This window comes from Rhizobium indigoferae (genome assembly GCF_034554815.1).
Taxonomy (GTDB): Bacteria; Pseudomonadota; Alphaproteobacteria; order Rhizobiales; family Rhizobiaceae; genus Rhizobium; species Rhizobium leguminosarum.
On the sequence record NZ_CP140635.1, the window covers coordinates 2045294 to 2072196 of the forward strand.

Below are 26903 nucleotides of genomic sequence, written 5' to 3' on the forward strand. Positions count from 1 at the left end.
ATGTCGTCTTAGAATACGAATGGAACGAGCCGGTAACGGGTCGTGGCCATGAAGGCCTCGTAGGCAGGATCCTGCTTGAGCAGACGCTCCTCCGCCAACAAGCGGAAACATTGGGCGGTCAGGGCCGTCGCATAGATGGCAAAATTCCAAAGGCTCGGATGGACCAGGAAGAAGCCGATGTGTGTCATCAGATAACCCGCATACATCGGATGGCGCACAAATTTGTAAGGCCCGCCGATCTTGACGCCGCGATTGGCCGGCACCAGGCCGAAGCTTCGCAGCAATGTCAGCTTTGCCGATATCTGCAGGACAAAACCGAGTGCCATCGCCGTCCCGCAGAAGGCGAGCGGCGCTAGCGGCTGTGTCGCGGAGGGCGTGGCAAGCAGCGGGAAGATCGTCCCGATGGCGGTGACCGTCCAATCAAAGAGGCGCAGCGACGCATTTCTCGTCGTCCGGCGGGTCAGGATGAGGAAGGCGGCAGCTCCCTCCGAAACGATCAGCAGGCAATCGATGATTGCCCGATTGTCCTGCATCTGCGGCAGGACACGCATGACTATCCCAACGAAGAAATAGCCGATGAGAACCTTCTCGATAATATCGAGAGCGAAATACACATCGAGGAATGACCAGCTTGCCGCTGCTTTTTTTCTCATTGTCCTCGGACTTCCATATTCACACAGCTGTAGTGTCGTATATATTTTCAATCGCTAATTATGGGTTAAAACGTTGGCTCTGACAGTGAAGCGGTTGCCGAGTCTGACGGCAGAATGCGCCCGGCGAGCGTTTCGCCGAAGGAAAATGGTGGGTCGAGAAGACTCGAACTTCCGCGGATTCTTCCACAGCGACCTCAACGCTGCGCGACCGCCAAATCTGCCACGAAGCATTGTTTCACTTAAGAAAAGACCGAAACCAGCCTTTCTTTCTGATACAAATTGCCCCGGTCGCCGTGGTCAGTCAGGTTTCGCCGGTCGTTTCGCCGAAAACCGCCTCAAAGGCGGCGCGCAGCCGGATATCGACATCAGCCATCATCACAGGCAAGCCAAGATCGACGAGGCTGGTCACGCCATAGGCGGATATCCCGCAGGGCACGATGCCTTCGAAATGATCGAGATCCGGATCGACGTTGAGCGACAGTCCGTGGAAGGTCACCCATTTCCGCAGCCTTATGCCGAGAGCGGCGATCTTGTCCTCGGCCATCGTCCCATCGGCCAGCAACGGCTTTTCCGGCCGGCGCACCCAGACGCCGACGCGATCTTCACGTCGCTCACCGCGGACATTCATCATGTCGAGCGTGCGGATGACGACATCTTCAAGGGCGGCAACGAAGGCGCGCACGTCCTGGCGCCGCCTTTTCAGATCAAGCATGACATAGGCGACGCGCTGGCCGGGTCCATGATAGGTATATTCACCGCCACGCCCTGTCGCAAAGACCGGAAACCGGTTCGGCTGGACGAGGTCCCTCGCATTGGCGCTGGTGCCGGCAGTATAGAGCGGCGGATGTTCGACGAGCCAGACGAGTTCATCGCCGCCATCTGATATCACCGCCACCTCGCGCTCCATCGTCTCCACCGCCTCCTCATAGGGAACGAGGCCATCGGCGATGCGCCAGCGTACCGGCCGGGTTCCGAGTCGGGGAAGCATAGAGAATTCGAGATCGGTGCGAAGCATGGTCATTCCTTGCCGCTCTCCCCGAAATGCCTGCGAAAAAGGGGCGGCAGGACAGCTATATGGACCTGTTTCGGGGCCAATTCAAATGCTGTGAGCGGTTTTCAAAAAAACTGTCATATCGCCCTTGTGCACCCCAGATGCTTTTGCTACATGCTGCCCCGCCGACGCAAATCGGCACCTACCACGATGCGGTCGTGGCGGAATTGGTAGACGCGCAGCGTTGAGGTCGCTGTGGGGCAACCCGTGGAAGTTCGAGTCTTCTCGACCGCACCATTTCCCTTCAGGGAAACGCTCTCTAAGCGATGATTTCGATTTCACCTCGAAGCTATTTGCGGTTGCTTGGCTTGATTGCCTGGCTTTCCCGTGATTGATGGCGTCATCCTCGCAAGAATCAGCAGCCATGTCAGAGCCCCATCAAAATTCCCTGCAGGGCATGGCCATCATGTCCGGCGCCATGCTCATCCTGCCGACCATGGATGCGATCGCCAAATACATGGCGACCTTCGAGGCGATGTCGCCGGGCCAGGTGACCTTCTACCGATTCTTCTTTCAGATCGCCTGTACCCTGCCGATTCTTTTCGCCCTCTTCGGGCTTAAGGCGCTTTCGGCCAAACGGCCATGGATGAATCTGCTGCGCGGCGTGCTGCATGGCGCTGCGAGCCTGCTTTTCTTCGTCGCCGTCAAATACATGCCGCTCGCCGATGTCTTCGCCATCTATTTCGTCGAGCCCTTCATGCTGACCGCGATGTCGGCACTGTTTCTCGGCGACAAGGTCGGCTGGCGGCGCTGGATGGCGATCATCGTCGGCTTCGGCGGCGCAATGATCGTCATTCAGCCAAGCTACGAGATTTTTGGGCTGAAGGCGCTGCTCCCGGTCGCCTGCGCCTTTCTGTTCTCGCTCTATCTCTTCCTCAACCGCGCCATTGGCGAGGCCGATTCGCCGCTGACCATGCAGACGATGGCCGGCATCGGCGGAACGATCTTCATGGCGGCTGCGCTTTTCGTCGGAAACAGTTTCGGCAATGCCGATTTTGCCGTCTCTCTGCCCTCCTCCGGTCTCGGCCTTATCCTGCTTCTCGCCCTCGGCTCGATCTCGGGATATGCGCATATGCTCGTGGTCCGGGCTTTCCGCCTCGCTCCGCTGTCGCTGCTTGCGCCGTTCCAGTACTTCGAGATTATCTCGGCGACCGTTCTCGGCTATGCGTTGTTCAACGATTTCCCGAGCTTTTCCAAATGGATCGGCATCTTCATCATCTTTGCATCAGGCCTTTTCATCATCTGGCGCGAGCGGCTGCAGGCGCAAATGTTAAAATCTTCCTGACCTCGGGAATATCAGATTAACTCCTCTTCTTGAGGGATCGTCAATTCGCAGGCGCTAAAACTGTCTCCGGTTTCATGATGAAGCCTGGAGTTAAAACATGAGCGAATTTCGTCTCGCTTTTCCGGCCTGTGTCGTGGCCGGCAAGCATCGGCTGACGGCCGAAGATATAGTACTGCTGCGCAAACATAGTTTTCCGGAGGGTATCCGGACATCCGACGACGTCGTGGCGATGTTGGCGCTCAACAACTCCTGCCCTGAAAAATGTGCCGACTGGAACGCTTTCTTCGTGGAGCAGCTCGCCGGTTTCATCGTCCATTACACCTATCCGCAGGGCTCGCTGGATGAAATCAACGTCGCCTGGATCATGCGCATGTTCACGACCAATGGTGTCGTCAACTCGGCGCTCGAGCTCGAGCTCATTCTCCACGTTATGGAGATTTCGACCGATGTCCCAGTTGAGTTGAGAGCGCTTGCCCTCGATCAGCTTCGTCTGGCGATCACCGACAATATCGGTGGCTACAAGCTGTCGCGCGCCATTGATCGCCGGGGCATCACCCGCCAGGACGTCGACTACGCAATGCGCATCTTCAGAAGCGTCGCCGAAGGCGGCATCATCCCCGTCTCGTCGGTCGAATACGGCGTTCTCCAGCAGATCGAGCAGGCAACGCTGTCCGGCGCCAATCATCCGCACTGGGCGGGGATCATGGCTGCCGTCGAGCTGCGCGATTATGCCGAGCCGCGTCGCAGCCGCTGGCTGCGCATCGTCGACGAGGAACCTGTCTCCGAAGCTGCCGTCGCCTGACGCTCCGCAAGCCTGATTGTGCGTTCCGGTGTTTTGTGCGTAAAACTCCGGGATGCATTTCTGGGTGGAGTCTCCATGTTCAAGAAAATCCTGATCGCGAATCGCGGCGAAATTGCCTGCCGCGTGATCAAGACTGCGCGCCGCATGGGGATTCTGACCGTCGCGGTCTATTCGGATGCGGATCGGGACGCGCTGCATGTCGAAATGGCCGACGAGGCTGTGCATATCGGCCCGGCCGCGGCGTCGGAGAGTTATCTCGTCGCCGAAAAGATCATCGCCGCCTGCAAGGCTACCGGTGCCGAGGCGGTCCACCCCGGTTACGGCTTCCTCTCCGAACGCGCCTCCTTCTGCGCTGACCTGGAAAAACAGGGCATCGTCTTCATCGGCCCGAAGCCGAAGGCCATCATGGCGATGGGCGACAAGATCGAATCGAAGAAATTCGCCAATGCCGCCGGTGTCTCCACCGTGCCGGGCCATCTCGGCATCATCGAAGATGCCGCCCATGCGGAAGTGATCGCTGGCGAGATCGGCTATCCTGTCATGATCAAGGCGTCGGCCGGTGGCGGCGGCAAGGGCATGCGCATCGCCTGGAACAAGGCTGATGTGCGTGACGGCTTCGAGCGCGCCCGCTCGGAGGCAAAAAGCTCCTTCGGCGACGACCGCGTCTTCATCGAGAAGTTCGTCGTCGAGCCGCGCCATATCGAGATCCAGGTGCTGGCCGACGCGCATGGTAACGTCGTCTATCTCGGCGAGCGCGAATGCTCGATCCAGCGGCGGAACCAGAAGGTCGCGGAAGAGGCGCCCTCGCCCTTCCTCGATGAAGCCACCCGCAAGGCCATGGGTGAACAGTCGGTGGCGTTGGCGAAGGCCGTCGATTACCAGAGCGCCGGCACCGTCGAGTTCATCGTCGACCGCGACCGCAATTTCTATTTCCTTGAAATGAACACCCGCCTGCAGGTCGAGCATCCGGTGACCGAACTCGTCACCGGTATCGATCTCGTCGAGCAGATGATCCGGGTGGCAGCCGGAGAGCCCCTTCCCTTTGCTCAGGAGGACATCAGGCTCGACGGCTGGGCGATCGAGAGCCGGCTCTATGCCGAAGATCCCTACCGCAACTTCCTGCCCTCGATCGGCCGCCTGACGCGTTACCGCCCGCCGGCGGAAGGCAGGACCGGCAATGTCGTTATCCGCAACGATACCGGCGTCTTCGAGGGTGCCGAGATCTCGATGTACTACGATCCGATGATCGCTAAGCTCTGCACCTGGGCGCCGACGCGGCTCGAGGCGATCGACGCCATGGCCCGGGCGCTCGACGGCTTCGTCGTCGATGGCATCGAGCACAATGTGCCTTTCCTGTCGGCGCTGATGAAACATCCGCGCTGGCGCGAGGGCCGGCTGTCCACAGGCTTCATCGCCGAGGAATATCCCGATGGTTTTGCGCCGATGAAACCGGACCCGGCGGAAGAAGCCGTGCTTGCCGGCATCGCCCTCTCCGCCTCGCTGATCGAGACAAACCGCCGCGAACGTTTCGCCGATCGTCTGCGCGCCGCATCGGGCGCACTGCGCGAGGAATGGGTGGTCAAGATCGGCGACAACCACGTCGCTGCAAGATTGCTCGACGGCCTCGTCACTATCCCCTTCGATATGGACATCGCGATCGAGGGGGCGATAGAGGGCCAGAGCAAGAGTGTTGTCACCGATTGGAGACCGGGGGGTCCTGTCTGGAGCGGCAAGGTCGGCGGTCGCGACATCTCCGCGCAGATTCGCCCCGTTCTGAACGGGTTGCGTATCGACTGGCAGGGGCTTTCAGTGATTACCAAGGTCTTTTCGCCGCGTCATGCCGAGCTCGACAGGCTGATGCCGGTGAAACTGCCGCCCGATACCTCCAAGCTCCTGCTCTGCCCGATGCCTGGCCTCGTCGTCGCCATCGCGGTTGCCGAGGGCCAGGAGGTCAAGGCCGGTGAGACGCTTGCGATCGTCGAAGCGATGAAGATGGAAAACGTGCTGCGCGCCGACCGCGATCTCGTCATCTCGAAGATCAATGCCGCGGCCGGCGAAAGCCTGGCCGTCGATGCCGTCATCATGGAATTCGCCTGAGAGGAAAAGACCGTCGCTTGAGCCGAGTTCGCCGACCATGCCAAGCTCAGCCCGATAAATCAGCTGGGAACCAACAAAAATCGACAGGAAGGATATCAAGATGGACGTTCGCGCCGCCGTTGCCGTTCAGGCCGGAAAACCGCTGGAAGTGATGACCGTGCAGCTGGAGGGACCGAAGACCGGCGAAGTGCTGGTCGAGGTCAAGGCGACGGGCATTTGCCACACCGATGATTTCACTTTGTCGGGCGCCGATCCTGAAGGCCTGTTTCCGGCCATTCTCGGCCATGAGGGTGCCGGCATCGTCGTCGATATCGGTCCCGGCGTCACCTCGGTCAAGAAGGGCGACCATGTCATTCCGCTCTACACCCCGGAATGCCGCGAGTGCTATTCCTGCCTTTCCCGCAAGACCAATCTCTGCACCTCGATCCGCGCTACCCAGGGCCAGGGGCTGATGCCGGACGGAACGAGCCGCTTTTCGATCGGCAAGGACAAGATCCACCATTATATGGGGTGCTCGACTTTTTCGAACTTCACCGTGCTGCCGGAGATCGCTCTTGCCAAGGTCAATCCCGACGCGCCGTTCGACAAGATCTGCTACATCGGCTGCGGCGTCACCACCGGCATCGGCGCGGTCATCAATACCGCCAAGGTGGAGATCGGCGCCACGGCGATCGTCTTCGGTCTCGGCGGCATCGGTCTCAACGTGCTCCAGGGCCTGAAACTTGCCGGTGCCGACATGATCATCGGCGTCGATATCAACCCTGACCGCAAGGCATGGGGCGAGAAATTCGGCATGACGCATTTCGTCAATCCGAAGGAGGTCGGCGCCGACATCGTGCCCTACCTCGTCAACCTGACCAAACGCAACGGCGACTTGATCGGCGGCGCCGACTACACCTTCGACTGCACCGGCAACACCAAGGTGATGCGCCAGGCCCTGGAAGCCAGCCACCGCGGCTGGGGCAAGTCGGTTATCATCGGCGTTGCCGGTGCCGGCCAGGAAATCTCCACCCGTCCGTTCCAGCTGGTCACCGGCCGCAACTGGATGGGCACCGCTTTCGGCGGCGCGCGCGGCCGCACCGACGTGCCGAAGATCGTCGAATGGTACATGCAGGGCAAAATCCAGATCGATCCGATGATCACCCACACCATGCCGCTCGAGGACATCAACAAGGGCTTCGAACTGATGCATTCGGGCAAGAGCATCCGCGGCGTGGTGGTCTACTAATGCATGACACAAAGACTGCGGGCTTGAAGTAAAACCGCTCGATACCCCAAAAATAACGGGCCTGATCTGCAGAGGGCTTCACCAAGTGTGAAGCCCTTTCATGTTACCGCTTCGGTGCTTGGCAATCATGCTTCGCCAAAAGGGGGGCCTTATGATTTTTCGGACTATTATTTCGGCCTGTGCATTTGTGTTACTGCCCGCCATTGCATTTGCGGACCCCACAGGTTCCTACAAGGTCGCTGGCACCAGCGAGGACGGCAGCAAATATCAGGGCACCGTCAAGGTGCTTCGCAACGGCGAGACCTATATCGTCGACTGGATGATCGGCAAGAACGAGTCGATCGGCACCGGTCTCGGCGCAAAATTCAGCGGCGATCGTTTCGAAATGGGGCCGGCAAGCGACGAGGATACGGCGATCTCCGTCGGCTACGTCTCCAAGGAGAATTTCGGCATCGCCATGTATTTCGAGCAGCCGGACGGCAGCTGGCAGGGTGTCTGGACCTATGGCGGCTCGGAAAAGGTTGCGAGCGAAATCTGGACTCGCGAGTAATCCGCGCGTATCAGGCGTCGGCATTGAATGAGGTAAACAGCCTTTGATCTATGTCGACGCCGATGCCTGCCCGGTGAAGCCGGAAATCCTGAAGGTGGCCGAACGTCACGGCCTCGAAGTCACCTTCGTTGCCAATTCCGGCCTGCGCCCCTCGCGCGATCCGATGATCCACAACGTCATCGTCTCCAACGCCTTCGACGCCGCCGACAACTGGATCGCCGAACGCGCCGGTGCGGGCGATGTTGTTGTCACCGCCGATGTGCCGCTTGCCGTACGCTGTGTCGCCGCTAGCGCCTTCGTCAGCGGACCCACAGGGCGCGTCTTCAACGAGACCAATATCGGCATGGCGAGCGCCATGCGCGATCTTGGCGCGCACTTGCGTGAAACCGGCGAGAGCAAGGGCTACAACGCCGCCTTCAGCCCGAAAGACCGTTCACGCTTCCTCGAAACCTTCGATCGCCTCTGCCGCCGCGCCAAGAGCCTTTCCGCCGAGGCTGGCGGGCAATCCTGATCCGGCTCCCAAGCCCGCAAGAAAACGGTGGCATGGCAGCCGTGCCGATTCCGACCTTGAACACCGCCGCCGCCTCACGCATATAGACGTTATCGCAGACGACTGCGGCATCCTCCAGGATGCAACTGTCGCGGGGACGGCCTCGCTCTTGAACAAGGAGAGTCGCATGGCCTGGTTTCTGCTTTTTCTCGCCGGTCTTTTTGAATGTGGCTGGGCAATCGGCCTTAAATATACCGATGGTTTCACGCGGCCGCTGCCGACGGCGCTGACCGTCATATCCATGGTGGTGAGCATCGTGCTGCTCGGCCTGGCGGTGAAGCACCTGCCGATCGGCACCGCCTATGCGGTCTGGACCGGCATCGGCACGGTCGGCACCGTATTTCTCGGCATCTGGCTGCTTGGCGATGAGGCAAGTGTCTCCCGTCTTGCCTGCATCACTTTGATCGTCGCCGGCATCGCCGGTCTCAAGCTTACTGCCTGATGTGAAGGTTGAGGGGCGTCGCGACGCCCCTCAGTCTATCGTTCAGGCTGTCTTGCGGTTATCGACGGCAAAAGCGCCGGGACCAGAGAAGAACAGGTAGAGGAAGACGAAGCAGAACAGGATCGCGGCGTCGCCCTGGTTGACGGCCGGGAAGAAGCTGTTCGGAGCATGCGCCATGAAATAGGCGACGGCCATTTCACCGGCGAGGAGGAAGGCGACAGGGCGCGTCAGCAGGCCGACGAGAATAAGGATACCGCCGATAAGCTCAAGAAGGGCGGCGAAAAGCATCAGCGGCGGCAGCGGGCCGGCCATCTGCGCAGCCGGGAAAGCGAAAAGCTTCATCGTGCCGTGTTCGATGAACAGCAGCGCAGTGATGATTCTGAGAGCGGCCAGCCCATAGGGGCGATAGGCAGAAAGACGCTCGAAAGTTGACATTAAACCTCTCCATTAAAACAATAAGAGCCGAGCGTTAACCTGTCCCTCGCAAGGATTGAACACACGGATCGCTGACGGCCGTTCACTTTTTCGACAGCGGGTAAACACCCGATCGCGCAGCTTTATTCGGCGGAAAACGTTAAAGCGGGATGTTGTCGTGTTTCTTCCAGGGATTGGCGAGATCCTTGTTGCGCAGCATCTTCAGCCCGCGCGCCAGCCGCCGCCGGGTGGAATGCGGCATGATCACCTCGTCGACATAACCACGCTCGGCGGCAACGAAGGGCGAGAGGAACCGGTCCTCATACATTTTCGTATGAGCGGCGATCTTTTCGGGATCGGCGATATCCTTGCGGAAGATGATCTCGACGGCGCCCTTGGCGCCCATCACGGCGATCTGCGCCGTCGGCCAGGCATAGTTGAGATCACCGCGCAGATGCTTCGACGCCATCACGTCATAGGCGCCGCCGAAAGCCTTGCGGGTGATGACGGTGAGCTTCGGCACCGTCGCCTCGGCATAGGCAAAGAGCAGCTTGGCGCCGTGTTTGATGAGGCCGCCATATTCCTGCGCCGTACCCGGCAGGAAACCCGGCACGTCGACGAAGGTGACGATCGGAATGTTGAAGCAGTCGCAGAAGCGCACGAAACGGGCCGCCTTGCGCGATGCGTCACTGTCGAGCACGCCGGCCAGCACCATCGGCTGGTTGGCGACGAAACCGACGGTGGAGCCTTCGACGCGGCCGAAGCCGCAGACGATATTTCCGGCAAAACTCGCCTGGATCTCGAAGAAATCCCCCTCGTCCGCCACCTTCCGGATCAGTTCCTTGATGTCGTAAGGCTTGTTGGAACTCGCCGGCACCAGCGTGTCAAGCGAGGTGTCGATCTCTGTCACCGACTGGTAACATTCGATCTCGGGCAGTGGCGCGGTATTTGAAAGCGGCAGGAAATCGATCAGCCGCCGTACCTGCAAGAGCGTTTCGACATCATTGTCATAGGCGCCATCGGCAATCGACGAGCGCACCGTATGCACCACGGCGCCGCCGAGTTCCTCGGCCGTCACCGTCTCGTTGGTCACGGTTTTCACCACATCGGGACCGGTGACGAACATGTAGGAGGTATCACGCACCATGAAAATGAAATCTGTCATCGCAGGCGAATAAACGTCGCCGCCGGCGCAGGGACCCATGATCACCGAGATCTGCGGAATGACGCCGGAGGCGAGCACATTGCGCTGGAATACCTCGGCATAACCGCCGAGAGCCGCCACGCCCTCCTGGATACGGGCGCCGCCCGCATCATAGATACCGACAATCGGCGCGCGGTTCTTCAGCGCCATGTCCTGCACCTTCATGATCTTCTCGGCATGCGCTTCCGATAGCGAGCCGCCGAAGACGGTGAAGTCCTTGGCGAAGACGAACACCGTGCGGCCATTGACCGTGCCCCAGCCGGTGACGACGCCGTCGCCGGCAATCCGGCTCTTATCCATGCCGAAATCGGTGGAGCGATGTTCGACAAACATGTCGAATTCCTCGAAGGAGCCCTCATCGAGGAAGAGGTCGATACGCTCGCGCGCCGTCAGCTTGCCGCGTTTGTGTTGGGCGTCGATGCGTGCTTCGCCGCCGCCAAGGCGGGCAATGCCGCGGCGCCGTTCCAGTTCCTCGAGAATTTCCTTCATGCGATCTCCCTCGCCGCTGCGGGCGGCAATCCGGCGGTTGGATTATGCGCTAGAGCATGATGCCGAAAAGTGAGCGCGGTTTTCGGACAACATCATGTTCTAACTATTTAGCGCCCGCGCCCGCTGAGTGAGAAAACCGAGCGTATCCTTGCCGCGACGTCCTCGGCCAGGATCTCGTCGGCAAGCTTGGGATCGGCAGCAATGCTGGTCACGTCGAAGGCGCTGACGGCGATGACCGAGCCGTCCTCGACCGAGGCCGCGTCGATGCTGATCTTGGCGACGTTGCGGTCCTTCTGGAAGCCGAGGCCTTTTTGGATGGAAACCACGCGGATTGTCAGCACCACCCGCGGCAGCACAGTGTCGCGCACGGTGGCGTTGATCGCTGCGTTGACGCGGTCGTTGACGCCGGAAAGCAGCTCGGCCGGCATGTTCGGACCGGAGAGAACGACGGCGCTGCGCACATCATAGACCGGTGCCTCCGGCTTGGTGGCCGAGAGGCCGACGCAGGCCGTAAGCGCGATACAGACAAGTGCGGCCCGGCAAAAACACGACCTCAGCCAATTCATTGCAAAATCCCGCACCACCCCGTTGGAGTCGCAGACTTCGTCATAATGCATTGGAAGGCAATATGTTTCAGGCGCTTAGGGCGAAAAAAACATCCGCTGCGGCTTTGAACTCGGCAAAGCGCTTGGCCCGCCGCTCCTCGGCTTCCTCGTCTCTGCCCCAATGCTCTATCGTCCAATCCTCGTCGAGATGGGCAAGCGACCAGGCCTCCTCAGTCGTTACCCGGCCCTCGGCGAAGGCGAGCGCCAGGATCGCCGAGCCGGTCAGCGTGGTGACCGTGTGGAGCGCTGCAAGTGCCATCGGGCTATCATATCGCGCGAGCGTGACAGCGAAGGCGGCAGTCGCCTCGCGCGGCTGCTCCTGAGGCATCACCCCTTCGACGAGGATGAACCGGGCGCCGAGATCATTCGCCGCCCAGTCGATCACGGGATCCCAGTGCTCGGCCTGGCGTTCGACCAGAAGTTCCGGCTCCCCGGCGCGGTAGCAGATGAGGTCGCTGGAGGAAAAGCGCAGGATATCCTCGAAGATCGCCTGCGCGTTGGCGGCAACGCCGTCGAGTGCGGTGTTGACGAGCCGCGTTACCGGCATGCTCACGGGATTGATCTCCTCGCCCTGCGCCTGCCATTCGGCAGCGACAAGCTGCGCGAGCGCCTCTGTCGGCACGGCGAGAACCTGCCGTGCCGGCGTGCGCACCATCTTGCCGTCGAGCGTGATCGCAAAACCGCCCTCGTGTTCGGCAACGGAGACGCCGGTATAGAAGCGCTTCGGCAGCGGCTTCTTCATCTGAATCTGCGCGCGGCGGATGGGATCGGGATGGCTCAGGCCTTCGGAAAGGTCGTTCAGCAGATCGCGCATGGGCTCACCTCAAGAAAAATGACGCAATATCTCGTTCGGATGGTAGGCGATCGCATCAGCGCCGTTGGCGATCAGCTCATCCACGCTGGCATAGCCCCAGGCAACGCCGATCGCCTTGGCGCCGGCAGCCTTTGCCATCTGCATATCGTAAACCGCATCGCCGATGACAATGGTGTCGGCAGCATTCATGCCGGTTTCATCGCAGCATTCGCTCACCATGGCTGGATGCGGCTTGGAGGGGCAATCGTCGGCGGTGCGTGCGACGATGAAATGCGCGTCGAAACCATGTGTCTCCATCACGAGCTTGAGCCCGCGGCGGGATTTACCCGTCACCGCGCCGATCAGCAGGTCATCGCGCCCGCTGATCGCGTCGATCATCTCGCGGATGCCGGGAAACAGCGGCTCCTTGTAATCGAGATCCTGACGCACGATCGAGAACAGCGATTTGTAGTGCGCCGTCATGTCGATGTCTTCCTGCTCCACATGCTGCCTGCCCTGCATGCGGGCAATCGCAATATCGAGGGACAGGCCGATAATGGCCTTGGTGTCTTCAAAGCGCGGTTCCGGCCTGCCGAACTTATCGAAGGTCCTGCGCATGGTTTCGTGGATCAGGCCGGCGCTATCGACCAGTGTGCCGTCGCAATCGAAAAGCGCCAGTTTCATTCGGCGTCCCTTTCGGCACTGGCGAGATCGAGGCCGAGAAGATTCCAGGTCTGCACCATATGCGACGGCAGCGGCGCACTGATGCGCAGGCGCCCGCCGGAGGGGTGCGGGATGTCGATGTGACGCGCGTGCAGATGCAGCTTCTTCTGGACGCCGCCTGGAAAATCCCAATTCGGATCGTCGTCGAAATATTTCGGATCGCCGATGATCGGATGGCCGATATGCAGCGCGTGCACACGCAGCTGATGGGTCCGTCCAGTATAGGGTTCCATCTCCAGCCAGGCGAGGTTCTGGGCGGCGGTTTCGAGCACACGATAGAAGGAAACGGCGTGATCTGCTCCATCCTCGCCGTGCTTGGCGATACGCATGCGGTCGCCGTCAGCCGTCGGCTCCTTGACGAGCCAGGTCGAGATCTTGTCCTCGTGTTTGCGTGGCACGCCCTTGACCAGCGCCCAGTAGGTCTTCTTGGTATCGCGCTCGCGGAAGGCCGCCGTCAGCTTCTGCGCGGCACCGCGGGTGCGGGCGATGACGAGAACACCAGACGTATCGCGGTCGAGACGGTGGACGAGCCGCGGCTTCTCGCCCTTCGGGCTGGTCCAGGCTTCGAGCATCTGGTCGATATGCCTGGCGACGCCGGAGCCACCCTGCACGGCAAGACCGGGTGGCTTGTTGAGCACGATCACCTTTTCGTCCTCATGCAGCACCATGCGCGACAGCAGTTCGAAATCCGTCGAATGCTTGAGATCCTTGCCGGCGATCGGTCCTGACTTCAGCTTGGCATCGACATCCAGCGGCGGCACGCGCACCGTCTGGCCGGGCTGCACGCGCGCATCCGATTTGACACGCCCGCCGTCGACGCGCACCTGGCCGGAGCGCAGCAGCTTCTGCAGCGGGCCGAAACCGAGCCCCGGAAAGTGTACCTTGAACCAGCGATCGAGCCGCATGCCGGCTTCGTCGGGTTCAACCTTGATATGTTCAATGCCAGCCATAAAAAATCTTTCGGAAATTGCAGCGCAGGCCAAGCCGGCGTTCTTGCCGCAGCCTTTAGAGCATTTTCACGCAAAACGGAAACCGGAAAAGAGATCAGGCCAAAGCGCGCATGACAGCAAGGCCTGCGATGACGGCCGCCATCGATAGTCCGACGCTCGCAGCGATATAAATGCCGCCGGCAACAGCCTCGCCGCGTTCGAATAGCGAGATGGCATCCAGCGAGAAGGCCGAAAAAGTGGTGAAGCCACCGAGGAAGCCGGTGATCAGCAAAAGGCGCAGTTCCGTCGAGGCGTTAAACTTCCGCGCGATCAGCTCGGCGAAGACGCCAATGACGAAGCAGCCGACAACATTGACGGCAAGCGTTCCCCAGGGAAAGGCCGGCCCCATGAGACGTAGCGTCCACTGACCGACGTAATATCTGAGAACGGAACCGATAGCGCCGCCGAAGGCGACAAGGAGAGCCTGGATCATGAGCCGGATTTACCGCGTTGCGAAAGTGATTCCAATCGAGCTCATATGAATTCTTACCATTTTGTAAAATGCCAATGATTTTCTTATGATGGCGCCAAGATCATGCCGATACGGTGACTGGCATGACCCAGCTCCTGTCCATATCGGCCAACACCGCCGCTGTTGCTTTCGAGTCGCTCCGAATCCCGCAGCGTGTCGCGACGAGCACTGCGGCGCGCGACGCACGGCGCGTTGCCGACCGGCAGTTGAAGGCCGAAGGCACTGAGGAAATAGACGAGCCCTCCAGCATCATCCAGTCAACCGAAGTTGCGCTCGACTTGATGGCGAAGGGCAACCGCCAGCCGCAGTCCGGCCTGAAACAGGCGCTGCGATCCTACGAAGACTTCTGAGGCGATCGCCTTCCAAACGAAAGCCCGCGACTGCGATTGCTATCGCGGGCTTTTTTTAACTACAGCGCCGCGCGTCTTTCCAGACGCGCAAAGGACGCTGTAGCACTTTGAATCGCTGCTCTCACTTACCTTGAGCGGAGAGCACCTGCAGGACCAGATCGACCTTGCCGGCCCTTTCGAAGGTCAGCGTCACCGGCACGGTGTCTCCCTGCTTGAACGGCGTCTTCACCTTCTGGAACATCAGATGCAGGTTGCCGGGCTCAAGCTTGACCGTCTCGCCAGCGGCGATGGCGATGCCGTCCTTCAGCTGGCGCATCCGCATGACGTTGTCCTTGGTCTCCATCTCGTGGATCTGAACTTCGCCTGATACAGGCGACGTCACGGACAGCAAGCGATCGTCCGTCTTGCCGTTGTTTTTCACCATGAAAAAGCCGCCGCCGACCGGCTGGCCGGGCAGCATTGCCTTGGCGAAGCCGCCGGAAATCTCGAGATCGCCGGCCTTGACCGTTTCGCCAGCCGGTGTGGCAGCGGCCATGCCAGCCATGCCGGACATGTCCATGCCTGCCATATCGTCATGGTCGTGACCATGGTCTTCGCCGGCGACGACCTTCAACAGCGGCGCCGGGCTTTTCAGTCCATGCGCGTCGCCACCTTCCCCAGCCACCTGATCCCAGGCCGTGACCGTATCGCCGCACATCTGCGTCACCGGAAAGGCGAGCGCGGTGCCGGCCTCGACGCCTGACACTTTACCCTGGATGACGAAGGTATCGTAGAAATCGTCGGAGAGATTGCCGTTCTTCCAGCGCACTTCGATCGCGCCGGTCTTCACCTTGTCGCCGTGATTGTCGTAGGTCTTCTGGTAGTCGCCTTTGATCACCTCGAGCTCCCAGCCTGCCTTCGGCTGCGGCTTGGCGAAGACGAAGCCTTCCGGCAGCTTGACCCGCACTTCCGTGGTCGCCTTGCCGTCGCAGCCATGCGGCACCTGCAGCGTGGCAAGAATGGTGCTGTCTTGCTTCGCCTCTCTGTCGAGGAAGGTCACATGCGCCTCGGCGCTGGCAAAGGCGGTCGCGGAAAGAACGGCGGCAAGCCCGAATGTCCTGCCAAATGTCTTGATAGTTTTCATCGGATATCTCCTCGCCGGCCACGGACCTCTCTCGGGCGGACCGGCATGCTGCATCATGGGTTGCGGAAGCAGATCAGGCGAGGACGGGAGGTGCGCGGGAATTCGGCCGGCTGACGGCGCTTACGCTGGCAACGGCTGAGGTTTCGATCGGCGCGTTGATCAGCGCGGCGAGCTTGCGCTCGAGCCAGGAGCCCGCATCCGGCGCCGGCAGAATGACGGAGGCCGACAGCCGACAGGCTTCGCAATTCGGCTTGAAGGCGACGGTCTTGCCGTCGGTGTCCTTCACGGTGACGCAGAGCGAGGCGAAGGTACCGTCAGGCAGCACATAGGCCGCTGCATCGTAGCCTTCGGAGGCGACAGCCTGAGGTGCCTGATGGGCGAGGCCAAGCAAAAGCAGGCTCAATGCGCAAAGCATGCGCAGGAAGAGCGTCGCTTTCAGTCCGGTCTGCCGCATGAGATCCCCTTCAACAGCATGTCGCGATAGCCGGTTTCCCCACGGAATGCAAAAGCAGATTTGCCGCAGATCAGGGCTTGGCATGGATATGGCGACAAAAAATTGTCCGGTCACGACATTTGGCCTTGCCAAGCGCTACACCCGCCGGATAATTGCGCCAACCTTGTTGGGAGAAGCCGGTGCTTTCGCCACCGGTGCCGAAGGAGCAACCGCCCCGGAAACTCTCAGGCAAAAGGACCAGCAAGGGGCAGACGGAACTCTGGAGAGAAGCGTTCTCGAAACGCTCGCCGAAGGGATAACAATCTCAGGCAAAGGGACAGAGGGGGCTCAGGAGAGAAGTGCGCAGCCGCGCCTTCAGATTTGAGCCCGCGCCTTCGCGAGAAGGCGCAAACCCCGGAGGCGTCTTTTGGACGATACTGCTGCCCTGAAGAAAACCCCGCTGCATGCCCTGCATCTTTCGCTCGGCGCCCGCATGGTGCCGTTCGCGGGTTACGACATGCCGGTGCAATACCCCGCAGGCGTCATGAAGGAGCATCTTCATACCCGCGCCGAAGCCGGCCTCTTCGATGTCTCCCACATGGGCCAGGTCATCGTGAAGGCGAAATCTGGCAGCTACGAGGATGCGGCGCTGGCGCTCGAAAGCCTGGTGCCGGTCGATATCCTCGGCCTTGCCGAAGGCCGCCAGCGTTATGGCTTCTTCACCGACGATACCGGCTGCATCCTCGATGATCTGATGATCACTCATCTCGACGATCACCTTTTCATCGTCGTCAACGCTTCCTGCAAGGAGGCCGATCTCGCTCATCTGCAGGCCCATATCGGCGACCAGTGCGACATCACGCTCCTCAATCGCGCTTTGATCGCGCTACAGGGACCGCGCGCGGTCGAAGTTCTCGCCGAGCTCTGGGCCGACGTCGCGGCGATGAAATTCATGGACGTGCGCCATTGCCGCCTGCACGATGTTTCCTGTCTGGTCTCACGCTCCGGCTATAGCGGCGAGGACGGCTTCGAGATTTCGATCCCCGTCGACAAGGCCGAGGATGTCACCATGCGGTTGCTCGAACATCCGGACGTTCAGGCGATCGGCCTTGGCGCCCGCGATTCGCTGCGCCTCGAAGCCGGCCTCTGCCTCTACGGCAACGATATCGACACGACCACCTCACCGGTCGAGGCGGCGCTGGAGTGGGCCATGCAGAAGGCAAGGCGCGGCAACGGCGCGCGCGCCGGCGGCTTCCCGGGCTCTGGCCGCATCCTGTCCGAACTCGAAAACGGCGCCGCGCGCCGCCGCGTCGGCCTGAAGCCGGAAGGCAAGGCGCCGGTGCGCGGCCATGCCAAGCTCTATGCCGATGCCGAAGGCAAGGTCGAAATCGGCGAGGTCACCTCCGGCGGCTTCGGCCCCAGCGTCGAAGGCCCCGTCGCCATGGGCTACGTGCCGGTCTCCCATGCTGCGGCCGGCACACTGGTCTATGCCGAGGTGCGCGGCAAATATCTGCCGACCACCGTCAGCGCCCTGCCCTTCGTCACACCGACCTACAAACGCTAAACCTTTTCCAGAGAGGACGAACAATGCTGAAATTTACCGAAGAACACGAATGGCTGAAGATCGAAGGCGGCGTTGCGACGGTCGGCATCACCACTTATGCCGTCGATCAGCTCGGCGACCTGGTTTTCGTCGAACTCCCGGAAGTCGGCGCAACCTTCTCCAAGAACGGCAATGCCGCGACCGTTGAATCGGTCAAGGCTGCTTCCGACGTCTATTGTCCGCTTGACGGCGAGATTACCGAGGTCAATCCGGCCATCGTTGCAGATCCGTCGCTGGTCAATTCCGATCCTCAGGGCGCTGGCTGGTTCTTCAAGCTGAAGCTTGCAAATGCTGCCGACGCCGATGGTCTGCTCGACGAAGCGGCCTACAAGGAGCTCACTGCGTAATGACGACGCCGACAGAATTCCAGTTCACCGACTATCAGCCCTACGATTTCGCCAATCGCCGTCATATCGGCCCCTCGCCGGCCGAGATGACCGACATGCTGAAGGTGATCGGCTACAACAGCCTCGACGGCCTGATCGACGCGACGCTGCCGCCCTCGATCCGCCAGAAGGCGCCGCTCGTCTGGGGCGCGCCGATGACCGAGCGCGAGGCGCTCGACAAGCTGCGCGAGACCGCCAACAAGAACAAGGTGCTGGTCTCGCTGATCGGCCAGGGTTATTACGGCACGATCACACCGCCGGTCATCCAGCGCAACATCCTGGAAAACCCGGCCTGGTACACCGCCTATACGCCTTACCAGCCGGAGATCAGCCAGGGCCGCCTGGAAGCGCTCCTGAACTACCAGACGATGATCTGCGACCTCACCGGCCTCGACGTCGCCAACGCCTCGCTGCTCGACGAGGCAACCGCCGCCGCCGAAGGCATGGCGATCGCCGAGCGTGTGGCCAAGTCGAAGGCAAAAGCCTTCTTCGTCGATGCCGACTGCCATCCGCAGACCATCGCCCTCATCCGCACCCGCGCCGAGCCGCTCGGCTGGAGCGTCATCGTCGGCAATCCCTTCACCGATCTCGATCCTGTCGATGTCTTCGGCGCGATCTTCCAGTATCCCGGCACGCACGGTCACGTGCATGATTTTACCGGCCTGATCGCGCGCCTGCACCAGGCGGGCGCCATATCAATCGTCGCCGCCGATATCCTGGCGCTGACGCTGCTGAAGTCGCCTGGTGAAATGGGTGCCGATATCGCCGTCGGCTCCTCGCAGCGCTTCGGTGTCCCGATCGGCTACGGCGGCCCGCATGCAGCCTACATGTCGGTCAAGGATGCCATCAAGCGTTCCATGCCCGGCCGCCTCGTCGGCGTTTCCGTCGATGCCCGCGGCAACCGCGCCTATCGCCTGTCGCTGCAGACCCGCGAACAGCATATCCGCCGTGAGAAGGCGACGTCGAACATCTGCACAGCTCAGGTGCTGCTTGCCGTCATGGCTTCCATGTACGCCGTGTTCCACGGCCCGAAGGGCATCAAGGCGATCGCCCAGCAGGTGCACCAGAAGGCCGTGCTGATGGCCAAGGGCCTGGAAAAGCTCGGTTATAAGGTCGAACCCGACACCTTCTTCGACACAATTACCGTCGATGTCGGCCACATGCAGGGTCTCATCCTGCGTGCCTCCGTCGCCGAAGGCGTCAATCTGCGCAAGGTCGGCGAAACCGGGATCGGCATGAGCCTTGACGAACGCACCCGGCCGGCGACGCTCGAAGCCGTTTGGCGGGCCTTCGGCGGCAATTTCACGATCGCCGATTTCGAGCCCTCCTACCGCCTGCCGAAGGGCCTGCTCAGGACCAGCGATTACCTCACCCATCCGATCTTCCACATGAACCGTGCCGAAAGCGAGATGACGCGTTACATCCGCCGGCTCTCCGATCGGGATCTGGCGCTCGACCGCTCGATGATCCCGCTCGGCTCCTGCACGATGAAGCTCAATGCGACGGCGGAAATGCTGCCGATCACCTGGCCGGAGTTTTCCGACATCCATCCCTTCGTGCCGGCCGACCAGGCGCTCGGCTACCGCGAGATGATCGACGACCTGATCGAAAAGCTCTGCGCCGTCACCGGCTACGACGCCTTCTCCATGCAGCCGAATTCCGGCGCGCAGGGCGAATATGCCGGCCTGCTGACGATCCGCAACTATCATATCGCCAATGGCGACGGCCATCGGGACGTCTGCCTGATCCCGACCTCTGCGCATGGCACCAACCCGGCCTCGGCCCAGATGGTCGGCATGAAGGTCGTGGTCGTCAAGGTGCGCGAAAATGGCGATATCGATCTCGACGATTTCCGCGCCAAGGCGGAGGAGCATGCGGCAAACCTTTCGTGCTGCATGATCACCTATCCCTCGACGCACGGCGTCTTCGAGGAGACCGTCAAGGAGATCTGCGATCTGGTGCACGAGCATGGCGGCCAGGTCTATCTCGACGGCGCCAACATGAATGCCATGGTCGGTCTGTCTCGCCCCGGTGACATCGGGTCCGACGTTTCGCATCTCAATCTGCACAAGACCTTCTGCATCCCGCATGGCGGCGGCGGACCCGGCATGGGCCCGATCGGTGTCAAGGCGCATCTGGCTCCCTACCTGCCTGGCCATCCCGAAACCGACGGCCGTTCGGGTGCGGTCTCGGCCGCCGCCTTCGGCTCCGCCTCGATCCTGCCGATCTCCTGGAGCTATTGCCTGATGATGGGCGGCGAAGGCCTGACGCAGGCGACCAAGGTGGCGATCCTCAACGCCAACTATATCGCCACCCGGCTGAAGGGCGCCTATGACGTGCTCTACAAGTCGGCTGCCGGCCGCGTCGCGCATGAATGCATCATCGACACCCGTCCGCTGGTCGACAGCTCGGGCGTTACGGTCGACGACGTCGCCAAGCGCCTGATCGACTGCGGCTTCCACGCGCCGACCATGAGCTGGCCGGTCGCCGGCACGCTGATGATCGAGCCGACGGAAAGCGAGACCAAGGCCGAACTCGACCGCTTCTGCGAGGCGATGCTGGCGATCCGCGAGGAAGCCCGCGCCATCGAGGATGGCCGCATGGACAAGGTGAACAACCCGCTGAAGAACGCCCCGCACACGGTGGAAGACCTCGTCGGCGAATGGGATCGTCCTTACAGCCGAGAACAGGCCTGCTTCCCGCCCGGCGCCTTCCGCGTCGACAAATACTGGTCACCGGTCAACCGCGTCGACAACGTCTATGGCGACCGCAACTTGATCTGCACCTGCCCGCCGGTGGAAAGTTACGCAGAGGCAGCGGAATAGCGGTCGAGGCCGATGCTGTAGCGAAGGGCCGAACAATCCGAGCCCCTTCCATCATGGGAGGGGCTTTTCTAATTCTGATAGAGATGCGCGGTTAACCTTAGCCTCTAACCGTCTCTCGAAGCTCCGTTCGCCTGCGAACGTCATCTCTGGCATAACATGCTACGCCCTGCGTAGCTCAACGTCAGAGCAGCTGTCTGGTTAGCCGCTGATCCAGGTTCAACTCCTCGGCAAGGGCACCAGTTTCCCAGTTCCCCTGCTCTCTATCAGCTCGAAGCGTGCCGGTTTACGGCCTAGAAGCGCTCGCCGACCATATCCTCGCTTTTGGCCCACAATGCCCTGGCCGTCTCGGGATCGAGCGCGTAGGTGCGCACGCCTTCGGAAATCGGGCTGATCTCCGCATCCGTCACTTCGGAGATGTGGCAATTCTCGCAATATTTGCCGCCGACCGCGTCTACCGGGGCGACGAAACCTGCCCAGACGGAGGTAGCCGCACCCTGAGGAATCGTCTTCCACTGGAAGGACGGCTTGCCCTCGGCGGCGAGTGCTGCGTTGATCTGCGTTATCATGCCTTCAATCATATTAGGGTCGAGATGACGGTCGAGTTCGGTCTGGATGCCGCCGGGGTGCAGTGCCGTTGCACGGATGCCGCGCTCCTTGAGGCGCCGGTCGAGTTCCACTGCGAACAGGATATTTGCGGTTTTCGACTGGGCATAGGCCGCCCAGGGCTCATAGGTCTTGCTCTCGAAATTGAGGTCGTCGAGGCTAAAGGGCGCCATGCGATGGGCCGAGGATGCGACGATCACCACTCGGCCGCCCGATTTGATCAGCGGCGCGATGCGGTTGACCAGCACGAAATGACCGAGATGGTTGGTGCCGAACTGCGTTTCGAAGCCATCGGCGGTGCGGCCGAAAGGAGCCGCCATCACGCCGGCATTGGCAATGACGACATCGAAGGGCCGGCCATCCCCAATGAGCGCATCGGCGCAGGCGCGCACGCTTGCCAGAGAGGCAAGATCAAGCTCGACGATATCCAGGCTGCCGCCATTGGCCGCACCGGCGCGCACGACTTCCGTTGCCGCCCTCGCCTTTGCAAGATCACGTGCCGTACCCACCACCTGCGCTCCATGGGCTGCCAGCACGCGCGCGGTTTCCACGCCGAGGCCGGCCGAAACACCCGTCACCAGAACCCGCTTGCCCTTGAGATCGACGCCGGCGAGCACCTCATCGGTGGTTGATGTCGCGCCAAAAAGTCCACTCATGATTATCTCCTTGATTATGGACGCACCGCTCCGGGCTGGTGGACCATTGCCCGCCGGCCTCAAATGAAATAAAAGGAGGATGCCTCCAGATAAATATGGAGGGTGCCTCCGGTTATCAAGGGGACTTCTCGGAAATGGCTGAAAAAAGTGACGGACCCACCGTCCGAAAGCCGCGTGCGGATGCCGAACGCAATCGTCTTCTGCTGATGGAAACGGCAAAGACCGTCTTTGCCGACAAGGGTTCCAGCGCCAGCCTGGAGGAAATCGCCCGCATCGCGGGCGTCGGCATCGGCACACTCTATCGCCATTTCCCGACGCGCGATGCACTGGTTTCCGCCATCTACCGCAACGAGACGACGCAGCTTGCCGCTGCCGCCAAAAGTCTTGCCGATACACATCCGCCTGTCGAAGCGCTTCGCCTGTGGCTGGTGCAGTTCGTGGATTATGTCGTGACGAAACACGGCATGTCCGAGGTGCTGGATTCTTTGGTCGGCGGCACCTCCGAGCTCTATGCCGATTCCGCCGATTTGATCATAGGTGCCGTCAATCTGCTGGTGGATCGCGCAGTCGCCACCGGTGAAATCCGTCTGGCGATGGACCCACTCGATATCCTGCGCGCCCTGGCGGGCGGCGCGAGCATCAGCTGTGGCCCCGCCTGGCGGGATGCGGCAAGGCAACTCATCGATATTCTGATAGCGGGCATGAAAGCCAGTCGCTGAGGCTGTCGTACCATCCGGCACGGCCGTCTCAGATGGAGTTGCGCAAGAATGGCAACATCGACATGGAGGATCTCCGCGAAGCTGGAAGAACCTCGTCGGCGATTGGGATCGCCCCCATAGCCGCGAACAGGCCTGCTTCTCGCCCGGCGGCTTCCGCGTCGACAACGTCTACGACGACCGCAACCTGATCTGCAGCTGCCCGCTGGTGGAAATCTACGTCGAGGCGGCCGAATAGCAGCGTTAGCCAAAGCTCCTCCCACGGGTTGGGAGGGGCTTTATGCTTTTGGCGCTCAAGGATCAAATTTAACCTTTCTTAGCAAGTCTCTGTTAGCAATTCATAAAGGCGGCTTCCATCAACATGGATCATCGTCGGTCCCTTGTTTTGCGTGCAGGTTCTTATGCGTCCATCGGCTGTGCCAGCAATCCTCCTCGCCGCCTTGATCCTGTCGGGATGCGCCGCAAGTTCTGGCGCCGAAGATGTGCTCACCCCTGTACCGTCGCGGGAAACGACCAACGCCATCACCCAGCCGAGCGGCCCGATACCGGCTGCCGCCGTGGGCGATCCTGCGCCCCAGACAAGCCCGCCGCAGCAAGCGTTGAGCTGGACAGGAGAGGTTCCAGAGCCGCAGGCGCTCGTGCCCGCAGACAGGCCGGTCGGCATGCCGATGCCGACGGAAAAGCCGGTCGCCCTGCTGATGCCGACCAATCCCACCGGCAATACAATGCCCGATGTCGGCACGAGGTCGCCGACCCGCGGACAAATTTACGGCCACCGGTTCCGCGATGCCAAGCCGATCAACTTCGGCTCCACCTCGCCGAGAAAGCTAGCCGTCCACGGAGTCGACGTGTCGCGCTGGCAGGGCGAGATCGACTGGGAGACCTTGCGGCGGCAAGGCGCGAACTTCGTCTACATCAAGGCCACCGACGGCGGCGATCACCTCGATCCGATGTTCAAGAAAAACTGGCGCCGGGCCAAGGAAGCCGGCCTGAAACACGGCGCCTATCACTTCTTCTACTGGTGCCGGACAGCCGGCGAACAGGCCGACTGGTTCATCCGCAACGTGCCGAGGGAAGCCAACGCTCTTCCACCCGTCATCGACGTTGAATGGAACGGCGAATCGAGCTGCAAGAGGCGCATCTCGCCTGCACGTGTCCGGGAAAAGATGCAGGTCTTCATGGACAAGCTGGAGCGCTATTACGGCCAACGCCCGATCATCTACACGGCGCCGGACTTCTACCGCGACAATTTGAAGGGGCAACTGCTCGACTATCCCTTCTGGCTGCGCTCGGTCGCCGCTCATCCCTCCAAGGTTTATCCGGGCCGCAAGTGGCTCTTCTGGCAGTATTCCGGCTCCGGCCTTTCCGATGGCGTCGACGGCAAGATCGATCTCAACGTGTTCAACGGCAACGAAAGCGACTGGCACGACTGGGTGGCGTCGCGGTAGCCGAGCCCGCCAGGCCAGTCCGCTTGCCTGACCTCACGCGGACTTCTGCACCTTGACCGGCACGCCCTTGTAGGCAGGCGTTCCCGATCTCCGGTCGTAATCACCAAGCGCGATGACCCTGTTCATCTCGGGATAATATCCGGCGATGGAGCCAACAGGGATGTCGTAGGCCACTGCGGTGAAGCCTTTGACCGCCCTGCTGCCGGTTTCAGCGACCGACTCGATATCGACCTTGTCGCCGTCGGCGAGGCCGCGTGCGGAGAGATCCCCGCTGTTCATGAAGATCACATCACGGCGGCCGAAGACACCTCGATAGCGGTCGTCAAGGCTGTAGATTGTCGTGTTGTACTGGTCGTGACTGCGCAGCGTTGTCAGAACCAGTGTGTCTGCGTCTGCAAGGCGCGGATCTTCCTCCAGTCCAGGCGCGATGAGGAACTGCGCTTTTCCTGAGGGCGTGCGCCATTGCCGATCGGAGGCGGCCACCGTGAGCCGGAAACCGCCGGGTTTCCTGACCCTTGTGTTGAAATCATGGAAATCGGGAAAGACCACCTCGATCTTTTCCCGAATGCGGTTGTAGTCAGCGACCATCCCGTCCCAATCGATATCGTATTTGGCGCCGAGCGTTGCCTTGGCGATGCCGGCGATAATGGCCGGTTCGGACCTTAGTTCGTCGCCGGGCGGCTTCAGAAAGCCGCGTGAGGCGTGCACCATCGACATGGAATCCTCGACGGTCACCGATTGTGGTCCCGTCTTCTGAATGTCTTGATCGGTACGACCGAGGACAGGAAGGATGATGGAGTTTCGGGCGATCAGCAGATGCGAGCGATTGGGTTTTGTCGCGAGATGGACCGCAAGGTCGAGCTTGCGCATACCTTCGAACGTCGCTTCCGGGTCGGATATGGCGACGGCGAGATTGCCGCCGAGACAGACAAGCGCCTTCGACCGGCCTTCGATGATCGCCTCGATGGCCTCGATGGCATTATGGCCTTTCTCCTCGGGCGGGCGGAAACTGAAGGCCTTCTCCATACCATCGAGAAGCGCCTTGTTGGGGATCTCGGTGATCCCGACGGTCCGGTCACCTTGAACGTTCGAATGCCCCCGCAGCGGGCAGATACCAGCACCCCGGCGGCCGATATTTCCCCGCAACATCAGGAAGTTGGCAAGCTGCTGGACATTGGCGGTGCCGTGGCTGTGCTGGGTGATGCCCATGCCATAGCAGAGGATGACATTGCGGGCGTTGAGATAGACATCAACGGCGCTGTCGAGCGCTTCGAGCGTCAGTCCTGATCTCTTCAGGATCGACGTCCACTCCGTCTTTGCAATATCGGCCTTGAGAGCCTCCAGTCCGATCGTGTGGGCTTCGATGAATTCCCGGTCGAGAAAGCCTTTGCCGCCTGCCGCGATATCGGCATCGTCGCGCTCGAATATCCGCTTCATCAGGCCCTTGAGGGCAGCGAGATCCCCGCCGGTGCGCAGCTGATGATAAGCCGATGCGATCGGCGTCGAAGACATCGTCGCCATTTCCACCGGGTTCTGCGGTGCCGCAAATTTCTCGAGCGCGCGTTCTTTCAGGGGATTGAAGACCACGATCGGGACGCCGCGCCTCGCGGCATCATGCAGAGTGGTCATCATCCGCGGGTGGTTGGTGCCAGGATTGTGGCCGAAGCTGAAGATCGCATCGGCATGATCGAAATCTTCGAGGGTCACCGTGCCCTTCCCGACCCCGATCGAGTGTGGCAGGCCGACGCTGGTTGCCTCATGGCACATGTTCGAGCAGTCGGGAAAATTGTTGGTGCCGTAGGCCCTGACGAAAAGCTGGAACAGGAATGCAGCCTCGTTCGAGGCGCGTCCCGATGTGTAGAATTCAGCCATGTCAGGATCGGGCAGTTTGCGCAGTTCCGCGCCGATCAGCGCGAAGGCTTCCTCCCAACCGATCGGCAGGTAACGGTCGCTGGCGTGATCATAGACCAGCGGGTGCGTCAGGCGGCCCTGGTCTTCCAACTGATGGTCGTTCCATTGCCACAGTTCGGCGACCGTATGCGCCGCGAAAAAGTCAGGCCCGGCACGTTTCGCCGTGGATTCCCAGGTGATCGCTTTAGCGCCATTTTCACAGAACTCGAACGAACTCGTATGTTTGGGATCGGGCCAAGCGCAGCCCGGACAATCGAAGCCCTCGGGCTGATTGGCTTTCAGCAGCGTCGCAGCCCCCTGCGCAATGACCTGCTGGCGCGCAAGGGTTTCGGCAACGGCTTTGAGTGCACCCCAGCCGCCGGCGGGGGCCGTGTATTTCTCGATGCCTTTCGGCCGCTTCTTGGTCATCACCTGCTCCACAAATCCGCCGAGGGTCAGCGCCTATTATCAACGCAAAGGGATGCCATGCGATAGATGGCGCGGACATCCTCTTAAAAAAGAT

General features: G+C 61.0%; 26 protein-coding genes, 1 tRNA gene and 1 riboswitch. Of the genes, 14 read left to right on the forward strand and 13 right to left on the reverse strand.

Annotated features, from left to right (window positions below):
* Nucleotides 1-8: 8 nt before the first annotated feature.
* Nucleotides 9-653 (reverse strand): methyltransferase family protein, encoded by a 645-nt coding sequence (locus U5G49_RS10470; protein WP_028733756.1) that lies wholly within the window; start codon nt 651-653, stop codon nt 9-11.
* A gap of 301 nt (nt 654-954) precedes the next feature.
* Nucleotides 955-1674: a lipoyl(octanoyl) transferase LipB gene (lipB, locus tag U5G49_RS10475; RefSeq protein ID WP_028733757.1), complete on the reverse strand. Its 720-nt coding sequence runs from the start codon at nt 1672-1674 to the stop codon at nt 955-957.
* Between the two features lie 182 nt (nt 1675-1856).
* Between lipB and U5G49_RS10480 the strand changes: the two genes are divergently transcribed.
* From U5G49_RS10480 to sugE, 8 genes are all read left to right on the forward strand, one after another.
* Nucleotides 1857-1941 (forward strand) — tRNA-Leu (locus U5G49_RS10480).
* 97 nt (nt 1942-2038) lie between these two features.
* Complete coding sequence (locus U5G49_RS10485) at nt 2039-2989, forward strand: DMT family transporter (RefSeq protein ID WP_193442474.1); 951 nt, start codon at nt 2039-2041, stop codon at nt 2987-2989.
* A 97-nt stretch (nt 2990-3086) separates the two neighbouring features.
* Entirely contained in the window at nt 3087-3791 is a 705-nt protein-coding gene (locus tag U5G49_RS10490) for a hypothetical protein (protein WP_028733758.1), read from the forward strand.
* Nucleotides 3792-3866: 75 nt separating this feature from the next.
* Nucleotides 3867-5888, forward strand: a complete 2022-nt coding sequence (locus U5G49_RS10495; protein ID WP_193442333.1) for an acetyl-CoA carboxylase biotin carboxylase subunit — start codon at nt 3867-3869, stop codon at nt 5886-5888.
* Between the two features lie 100 nt (nt 5889-5988).
* Entirely contained in the window at nt 5989-7116 is a 1128-nt protein-coding gene (locus tag U5G49_RS10500; RefSeq protein ID WP_193442335.1) for an S-(hydroxymethyl)glutathione dehydrogenase/class III alcohol dehydrogenase, read from the forward strand.
* Between the two features lie 151 nt (nt 7117-7267).
* Nucleotides 7268-7666: a hypothetical protein gene (locus U5G49_RS10505; RefSeq protein WP_018242144.1), complete on the forward strand. Its 399-nt coding sequence runs from the start codon at nt 7268-7270 to the stop codon at nt 7664-7666.
* Nucleotides 7667-7709: 43 nt separating this feature from the next.
* Nucleotides 7710-8177, forward strand: a complete 468-nt coding sequence (locus tag U5G49_RS10510) for a YaiI/YqxD family protein (protein ID WP_028733761.1) — start codon at nt 7710-7712, stop codon at nt 8175-8177.
* Nucleotides 8178-8343: 166 nt separating this feature from the next.
* Nucleotides 8344-8658 (forward strand): quaternary ammonium compound efflux SMR transporter SugE, encoded by a 315-nt coding sequence (sugE, locus tag U5G49_RS10515; RefSeq protein WP_018072208.1) that lies wholly within the window; start codon nt 8344-8346, stop codon nt 8656-8658.
* Nucleotides 8659-8700: 42 nt separating this feature from the next.
* Here sugE and U5G49_RS10520 read toward each other — a convergent pair whose 3' ends face one another.
* The 7 genes from U5G49_RS10520 to crcB all read right to left on the reverse strand — a co-directional run bounded on the left by U5G49_RS10520 (nt 8701) and on the right by crcB (nt 14308).
* Nucleotides 8701-9093, reverse strand: a complete 393-nt coding sequence (locus tag U5G49_RS10520; protein ID WP_018242146.1) for a DoxX family protein — start codon at nt 9091-9093, stop codon at nt 8701-8703.
* Between the two features lie 139 nt (nt 9094-9232).
* Complete coding sequence (locus tag U5G49_RS10525) at nt 9233-10765, reverse strand: acyl-CoA carboxylase subunit beta (protein WP_018445240.1); 1533 nt, start codon at nt 10763-10765, stop codon at nt 9233-9235.
* A 107-nt stretch (nt 10766-10872) separates the two neighbouring features.
* Entirely contained in the window at nt 10873-11331 is a 459-nt protein-coding gene (locus U5G49_RS10530) for a calponin homology domain-containing protein (protein ID WP_028733762.1), read from the reverse strand.
* A gap of 67 nt (nt 11332-11398) precedes the next feature.
* Nucleotides 11399-12184 (reverse strand): ATP12 family chaperone protein, encoded by a 786-nt coding sequence (locus U5G49_RS10535; RefSeq protein WP_028733763.1) that lies wholly within the window; start codon nt 12182-12184, stop codon nt 11399-11401.
* A gap of 9 nt (nt 12185-12193) precedes the next feature.
* A complete protein-coding gene (locus U5G49_RS10540; protein ID WP_028733764.1) occupies nt 12194-12847 on the reverse strand; it encodes an HAD-IA family hydrolase in 654 nt (217 codons plus the stop codon).
* Entirely contained in the window at nt 12844-13836 is a 993-nt protein-coding gene (locus U5G49_RS10545; protein ID WP_018242151.1) for an RluA family pseudouridine synthase, read from the reverse strand. Before U5G49_RS10545 ends, U5G49_RS10540 begins: the two co-directional genes overlap by 4 nt.
* A gap of 94 nt (nt 13837-13930) precedes the next feature.
* A complete protein-coding gene (crcB, locus tag U5G49_RS10550; protein WP_018242152.1) occupies nt 13931-14308 on the reverse strand; it encodes a fluoride efflux transporter CrcB in 378 nt (125 codons plus the stop codon).
* Between the two features lie 122 nt (nt 14309-14430).
* Here crcB and U5G49_RS10555 point away from each other — a divergent pair, with 122 nt between their 5' ends.
* Nucleotides 14431-14697: a hypothetical protein gene (locus U5G49_RS10555; protein ID WP_018242153.1), complete on the forward strand. Its 267-nt coding sequence runs from the start codon at nt 14431-14433 to the stop codon at nt 14695-14697.
* A 121-nt stretch (nt 14698-14818) separates the two neighbouring features.
* Here the strand turns inward: U5G49_RS10555 and U5G49_RS10560 are convergent, their stop codons facing one another.
* Together U5G49_RS10560 and U5G49_RS10565 are read right to left on the reverse strand one after the other, a co-directional pair.
* Nucleotides 14819-15820, reverse strand: coding sequence for a DUF1775 domain-containing protein (locus tag U5G49_RS10560; protein ID WP_047621237.1), 1002 nt, complete (start codon nt 15818-15820; stop codon nt 14819-14821).
* Between the two features lie 73 nt (nt 15821-15893).
* On the reverse strand, nt 15894-16274 hold the full coding sequence (locus U5G49_RS10565) for a hypothetical protein (protein WP_018445234.1): 381 nt from the start codon (nt 16272-16274) through the stop codon (nt 15894-15896).
* A gap of 157 nt (nt 16275-16431) precedes the next feature.
* A riboswitch (glycine riboswitch) is annotated at nt 16432-16524 on the forward strand.
* 156 nt (nt 16525-16680) lie between these two features.
* Between U5G49_RS10565 and gcvT the strand changes: the two genes are divergently transcribed.
* Genes gcvT through gcvP form a run of 3 tightly spaced genes read left to right on the forward strand, consistent with a single transcriptional unit; the run spans nt 16681 to nt 21067 of the window.
* Entirely contained in the window at nt 16681-17817 is a 1137-nt protein-coding gene (gcvT, locus tag U5G49_RS10570) for a glycine cleavage system aminomethyltransferase GcvT (RefSeq protein WP_018445233.1), read from the forward strand.
* Between the two features lie 23 nt (nt 17818-17840).
* Entirely contained in the window at nt 17841-18203 is a 363-nt protein-coding gene (gcvH, locus tag U5G49_RS10575; RefSeq protein ID WP_017994172.1) for a glycine cleavage system protein GcvH, read from the forward strand.
* Entirely contained in the window at nt 18203-21067 is a 2865-nt protein-coding gene (gene gcvP / locus U5G49_RS10580) for an aminomethyl-transferring glycine dehydrogenase (protein ID WP_193442337.1), read from the forward strand. The genes gcvH and gcvP overlap by 1 nt, the downstream gene beginning before the upstream one ends.
* A 290-nt stretch (nt 21068-21357) precedes the next feature.
* Here gcvP and U5G49_RS10585 read toward each other — a convergent pair whose 3' ends face one another.
* On the reverse strand, nt 21358-22326 hold the full coding sequence (locus U5G49_RS10585; protein ID WP_193442339.1) for an SDR family NAD(P)-dependent oxidoreductase: 969 nt from the start codon (nt 22324-22326) through the stop codon (nt 21358-21360).
* 95 nt (nt 22327-22421) lie between these two features.
* Between U5G49_RS10585 and U5G49_RS10590 the strand changes: the two genes are divergently transcribed.
* Nucleotides 22422-23045: a TetR/AcrR family transcriptional regulator gene (locus U5G49_RS10590; protein WP_018242160.1), complete on the forward strand. Its 624-nt coding sequence runs from the start codon at nt 22422-22424 to the stop codon at nt 23043-23045.
* A 398-nt stretch (nt 23046-23443) separates the two neighbouring features.
* Nucleotides 23444-24490 carry a glycoside hydrolase family 25 protein gene (locus U5G49_RS10595; protein WP_130652466.1) on the forward strand — a complete coding sequence of 349 codons (1047 nt, stop codon included), beginning with the start codon at nt 23444-23446 and terminating at the stop codon, nt 24488-24490.
* A gap of 33 nt (nt 24491-24523) precedes the next feature.
* On the opposite strand, the gene U5G49_RS10600 is transcribed toward U5G49_RS10595, so the two are convergent.
* Nucleotides 24524-26809, reverse strand: a complete 2286-nt coding sequence (locus tag U5G49_RS10600) for an FdhF/YdeP family oxidoreductase (protein ID WP_193442341.1) — start codon at nt 26807-26809, stop codon at nt 24524-24526.
* Nucleotides 26810-26903 lie beyond the last annotated feature (94 nt).

What these genes read in the sequence shown, in the direction of transcription:
- U5G49_RS10590 (WP_018242160.1), top strand. Translation starts at nt 22,422, where the DNA reads ATGGAGGGTGCCTCCGGTTATCAAGGGGACTTCTCGGAAATGGCTGAA.
- lipB (WP_028733757.1), bottom strand. Translation starts at nt 1,674, where the DNA reads ATGACCATGCTTCGCACCGATCTCGAATTCTCTATGCTTCCCCGACTC.
- U5G49_RS10525 (WP_018445240.1), bottom strand. Translation starts at nt 10,765, where the DNA reads ATGAAGGAAATTCTCGAGGAACTGGAACGGCGCCGCGGCATTGCCCGC.
- U5G49_RS10485 (WP_193442474.1), top strand. Translation starts at nt 2,039, where the DNA reads ATGGCGTCATCCTCGCAAGAATCAGCAGCCATGTCAGAGCCCCATCAA.
- U5G49_RS10560 (WP_047621237.1), bottom strand. Translation starts at nt 15,820, where the DNA reads ATGAAAACTATCAAGACATTTGGCAGGACATTCGGGCTTGCCGCCGTT.
- U5G49_RS10505 (WP_018242144.1), top strand. Translation starts at nt 7,268, where the DNA reads ATGATTTTTCGGACTATTATTTCGGCCTGTGCATTTGTGTTACTGCCC.
- U5G49_RS10545 (WP_018242151.1), bottom strand. Translation starts at nt 13,836, where the DNA reads ATGGCTGGCATTGAACATATCAAGGTTGAACCCGACGAAGCCGGCATG.
- gcvH (WP_017994172.1), top strand. Translation starts at nt 17,841, where the DNA reads ATGCTGAAATTTACCGAAGAACACGAATGGCTGAAGATCGAAGGCGGC.
- U5G49_RS10540 (WP_028733764.1), bottom strand. Translation starts at nt 12,847, where the DNA reads ATGAAACTGGCGCTTTTCGATTGCGACGGCACACTGGTCGATAGCGCC.
- U5G49_RS10565 (WP_018445234.1), bottom strand. Translation starts at nt 16,274, where the DNA reads ATGCGGCAGACCGGACTGAAAGCGACGCTCTTCCTGCGCATGCTTTGC.
- U5G49_RS10500 (WP_193442335.1), top strand. Translation starts at nt 5,989, where the DNA reads ATGGACGTTCGCGCCGCCGTTGCCGTTCAGGCCGGAAAACCGCTGGAA.
- U5G49_RS10535 (WP_028733763.1), bottom strand. Translation starts at nt 12,184, where the DNA reads ATGCGCGATCTGCTGAACGACCTTTCCGAAGGCCTGAGCCATCCCGAT.
- U5G49_RS10600 (WP_193442341.1), bottom strand. Translation starts at nt 26,809, where the DNA reads ATGACCAAGAAGCGGCCGAAAGGCATCGAGAAATACACGGCCCCCGCC.
- U5G49_RS10555 (WP_018242153.1), top strand. Translation starts at nt 14,431, where the DNA reads ATGACCCAGCTCCTGTCCATATCGGCCAACACCGCCGCTGTTGCTTTC.
- U5G49_RS10470 (WP_028733756.1), bottom strand. Translation starts at nt 653, where the DNA reads ATGAGAAAAAAAGCAGCGGCAAGCTGGTCATTCCTCGATGTGTATTTC.
- U5G49_RS10595 (WP_130652466.1), top strand. Translation starts at nt 23,444, where the DNA reads ATGCGTCCATCGGCTGTGCCAGCAATCCTCCTCGCCGCCTTGATCCTG.
- U5G49_RS10520 (WP_018242146.1), bottom strand. Translation starts at nt 9,093, where the DNA reads ATGTCAACTTTCGAGCGTCTTTCTGCCTATCGCCCCTATGGGCTGGCC.
- U5G49_RS10490 (WP_028733758.1), top strand. Translation starts at nt 3,087, where the DNA reads ATGAGCGAATTTCGTCTCGCTTTTCCGGCCTGTGTCGTGGCCGGCAAG.
- U5G49_RS10585 (WP_193442339.1), bottom strand. Translation starts at nt 22,326, where the DNA reads ATGAGTGGACTTTTTGGCGCGACATCAACCACCGATGAGGTGCTCGCC.
- U5G49_RS10530 (WP_028733762.1), bottom strand. Translation starts at nt 11,331, where the DNA reads ATGAATTGGCTGAGGTCGTGTTTTTGCCGGGCCGCACTTGTCTGTATC.
- gcvP (WP_193442337.1), top strand. Translation starts at nt 18,203, where the DNA reads ATGACGACGCCGACAGAATTCCAGTTCACCGACTATCAGCCCTACGAT.
- U5G49_RS10495 (WP_193442333.1), top strand. Translation starts at nt 3,867, where the DNA reads ATGTTCAAGAAAATCCTGATCGCGAATCGCGGCGAAATTGCCTGCCGC.
- crcB (WP_018242152.1), bottom strand. Translation starts at nt 14,308, where the DNA reads ATGATCCAGGCTCTCCTTGTCGCCTTCGGCGGCGCTATCGGTTCCGTT.
- sugE (WP_018072208.1), top strand. Translation starts at nt 8,344, where the DNA reads ATGGCCTGGTTTCTGCTTTTTCTCGCCGGTCTTTTTGAATGTGGCTGG.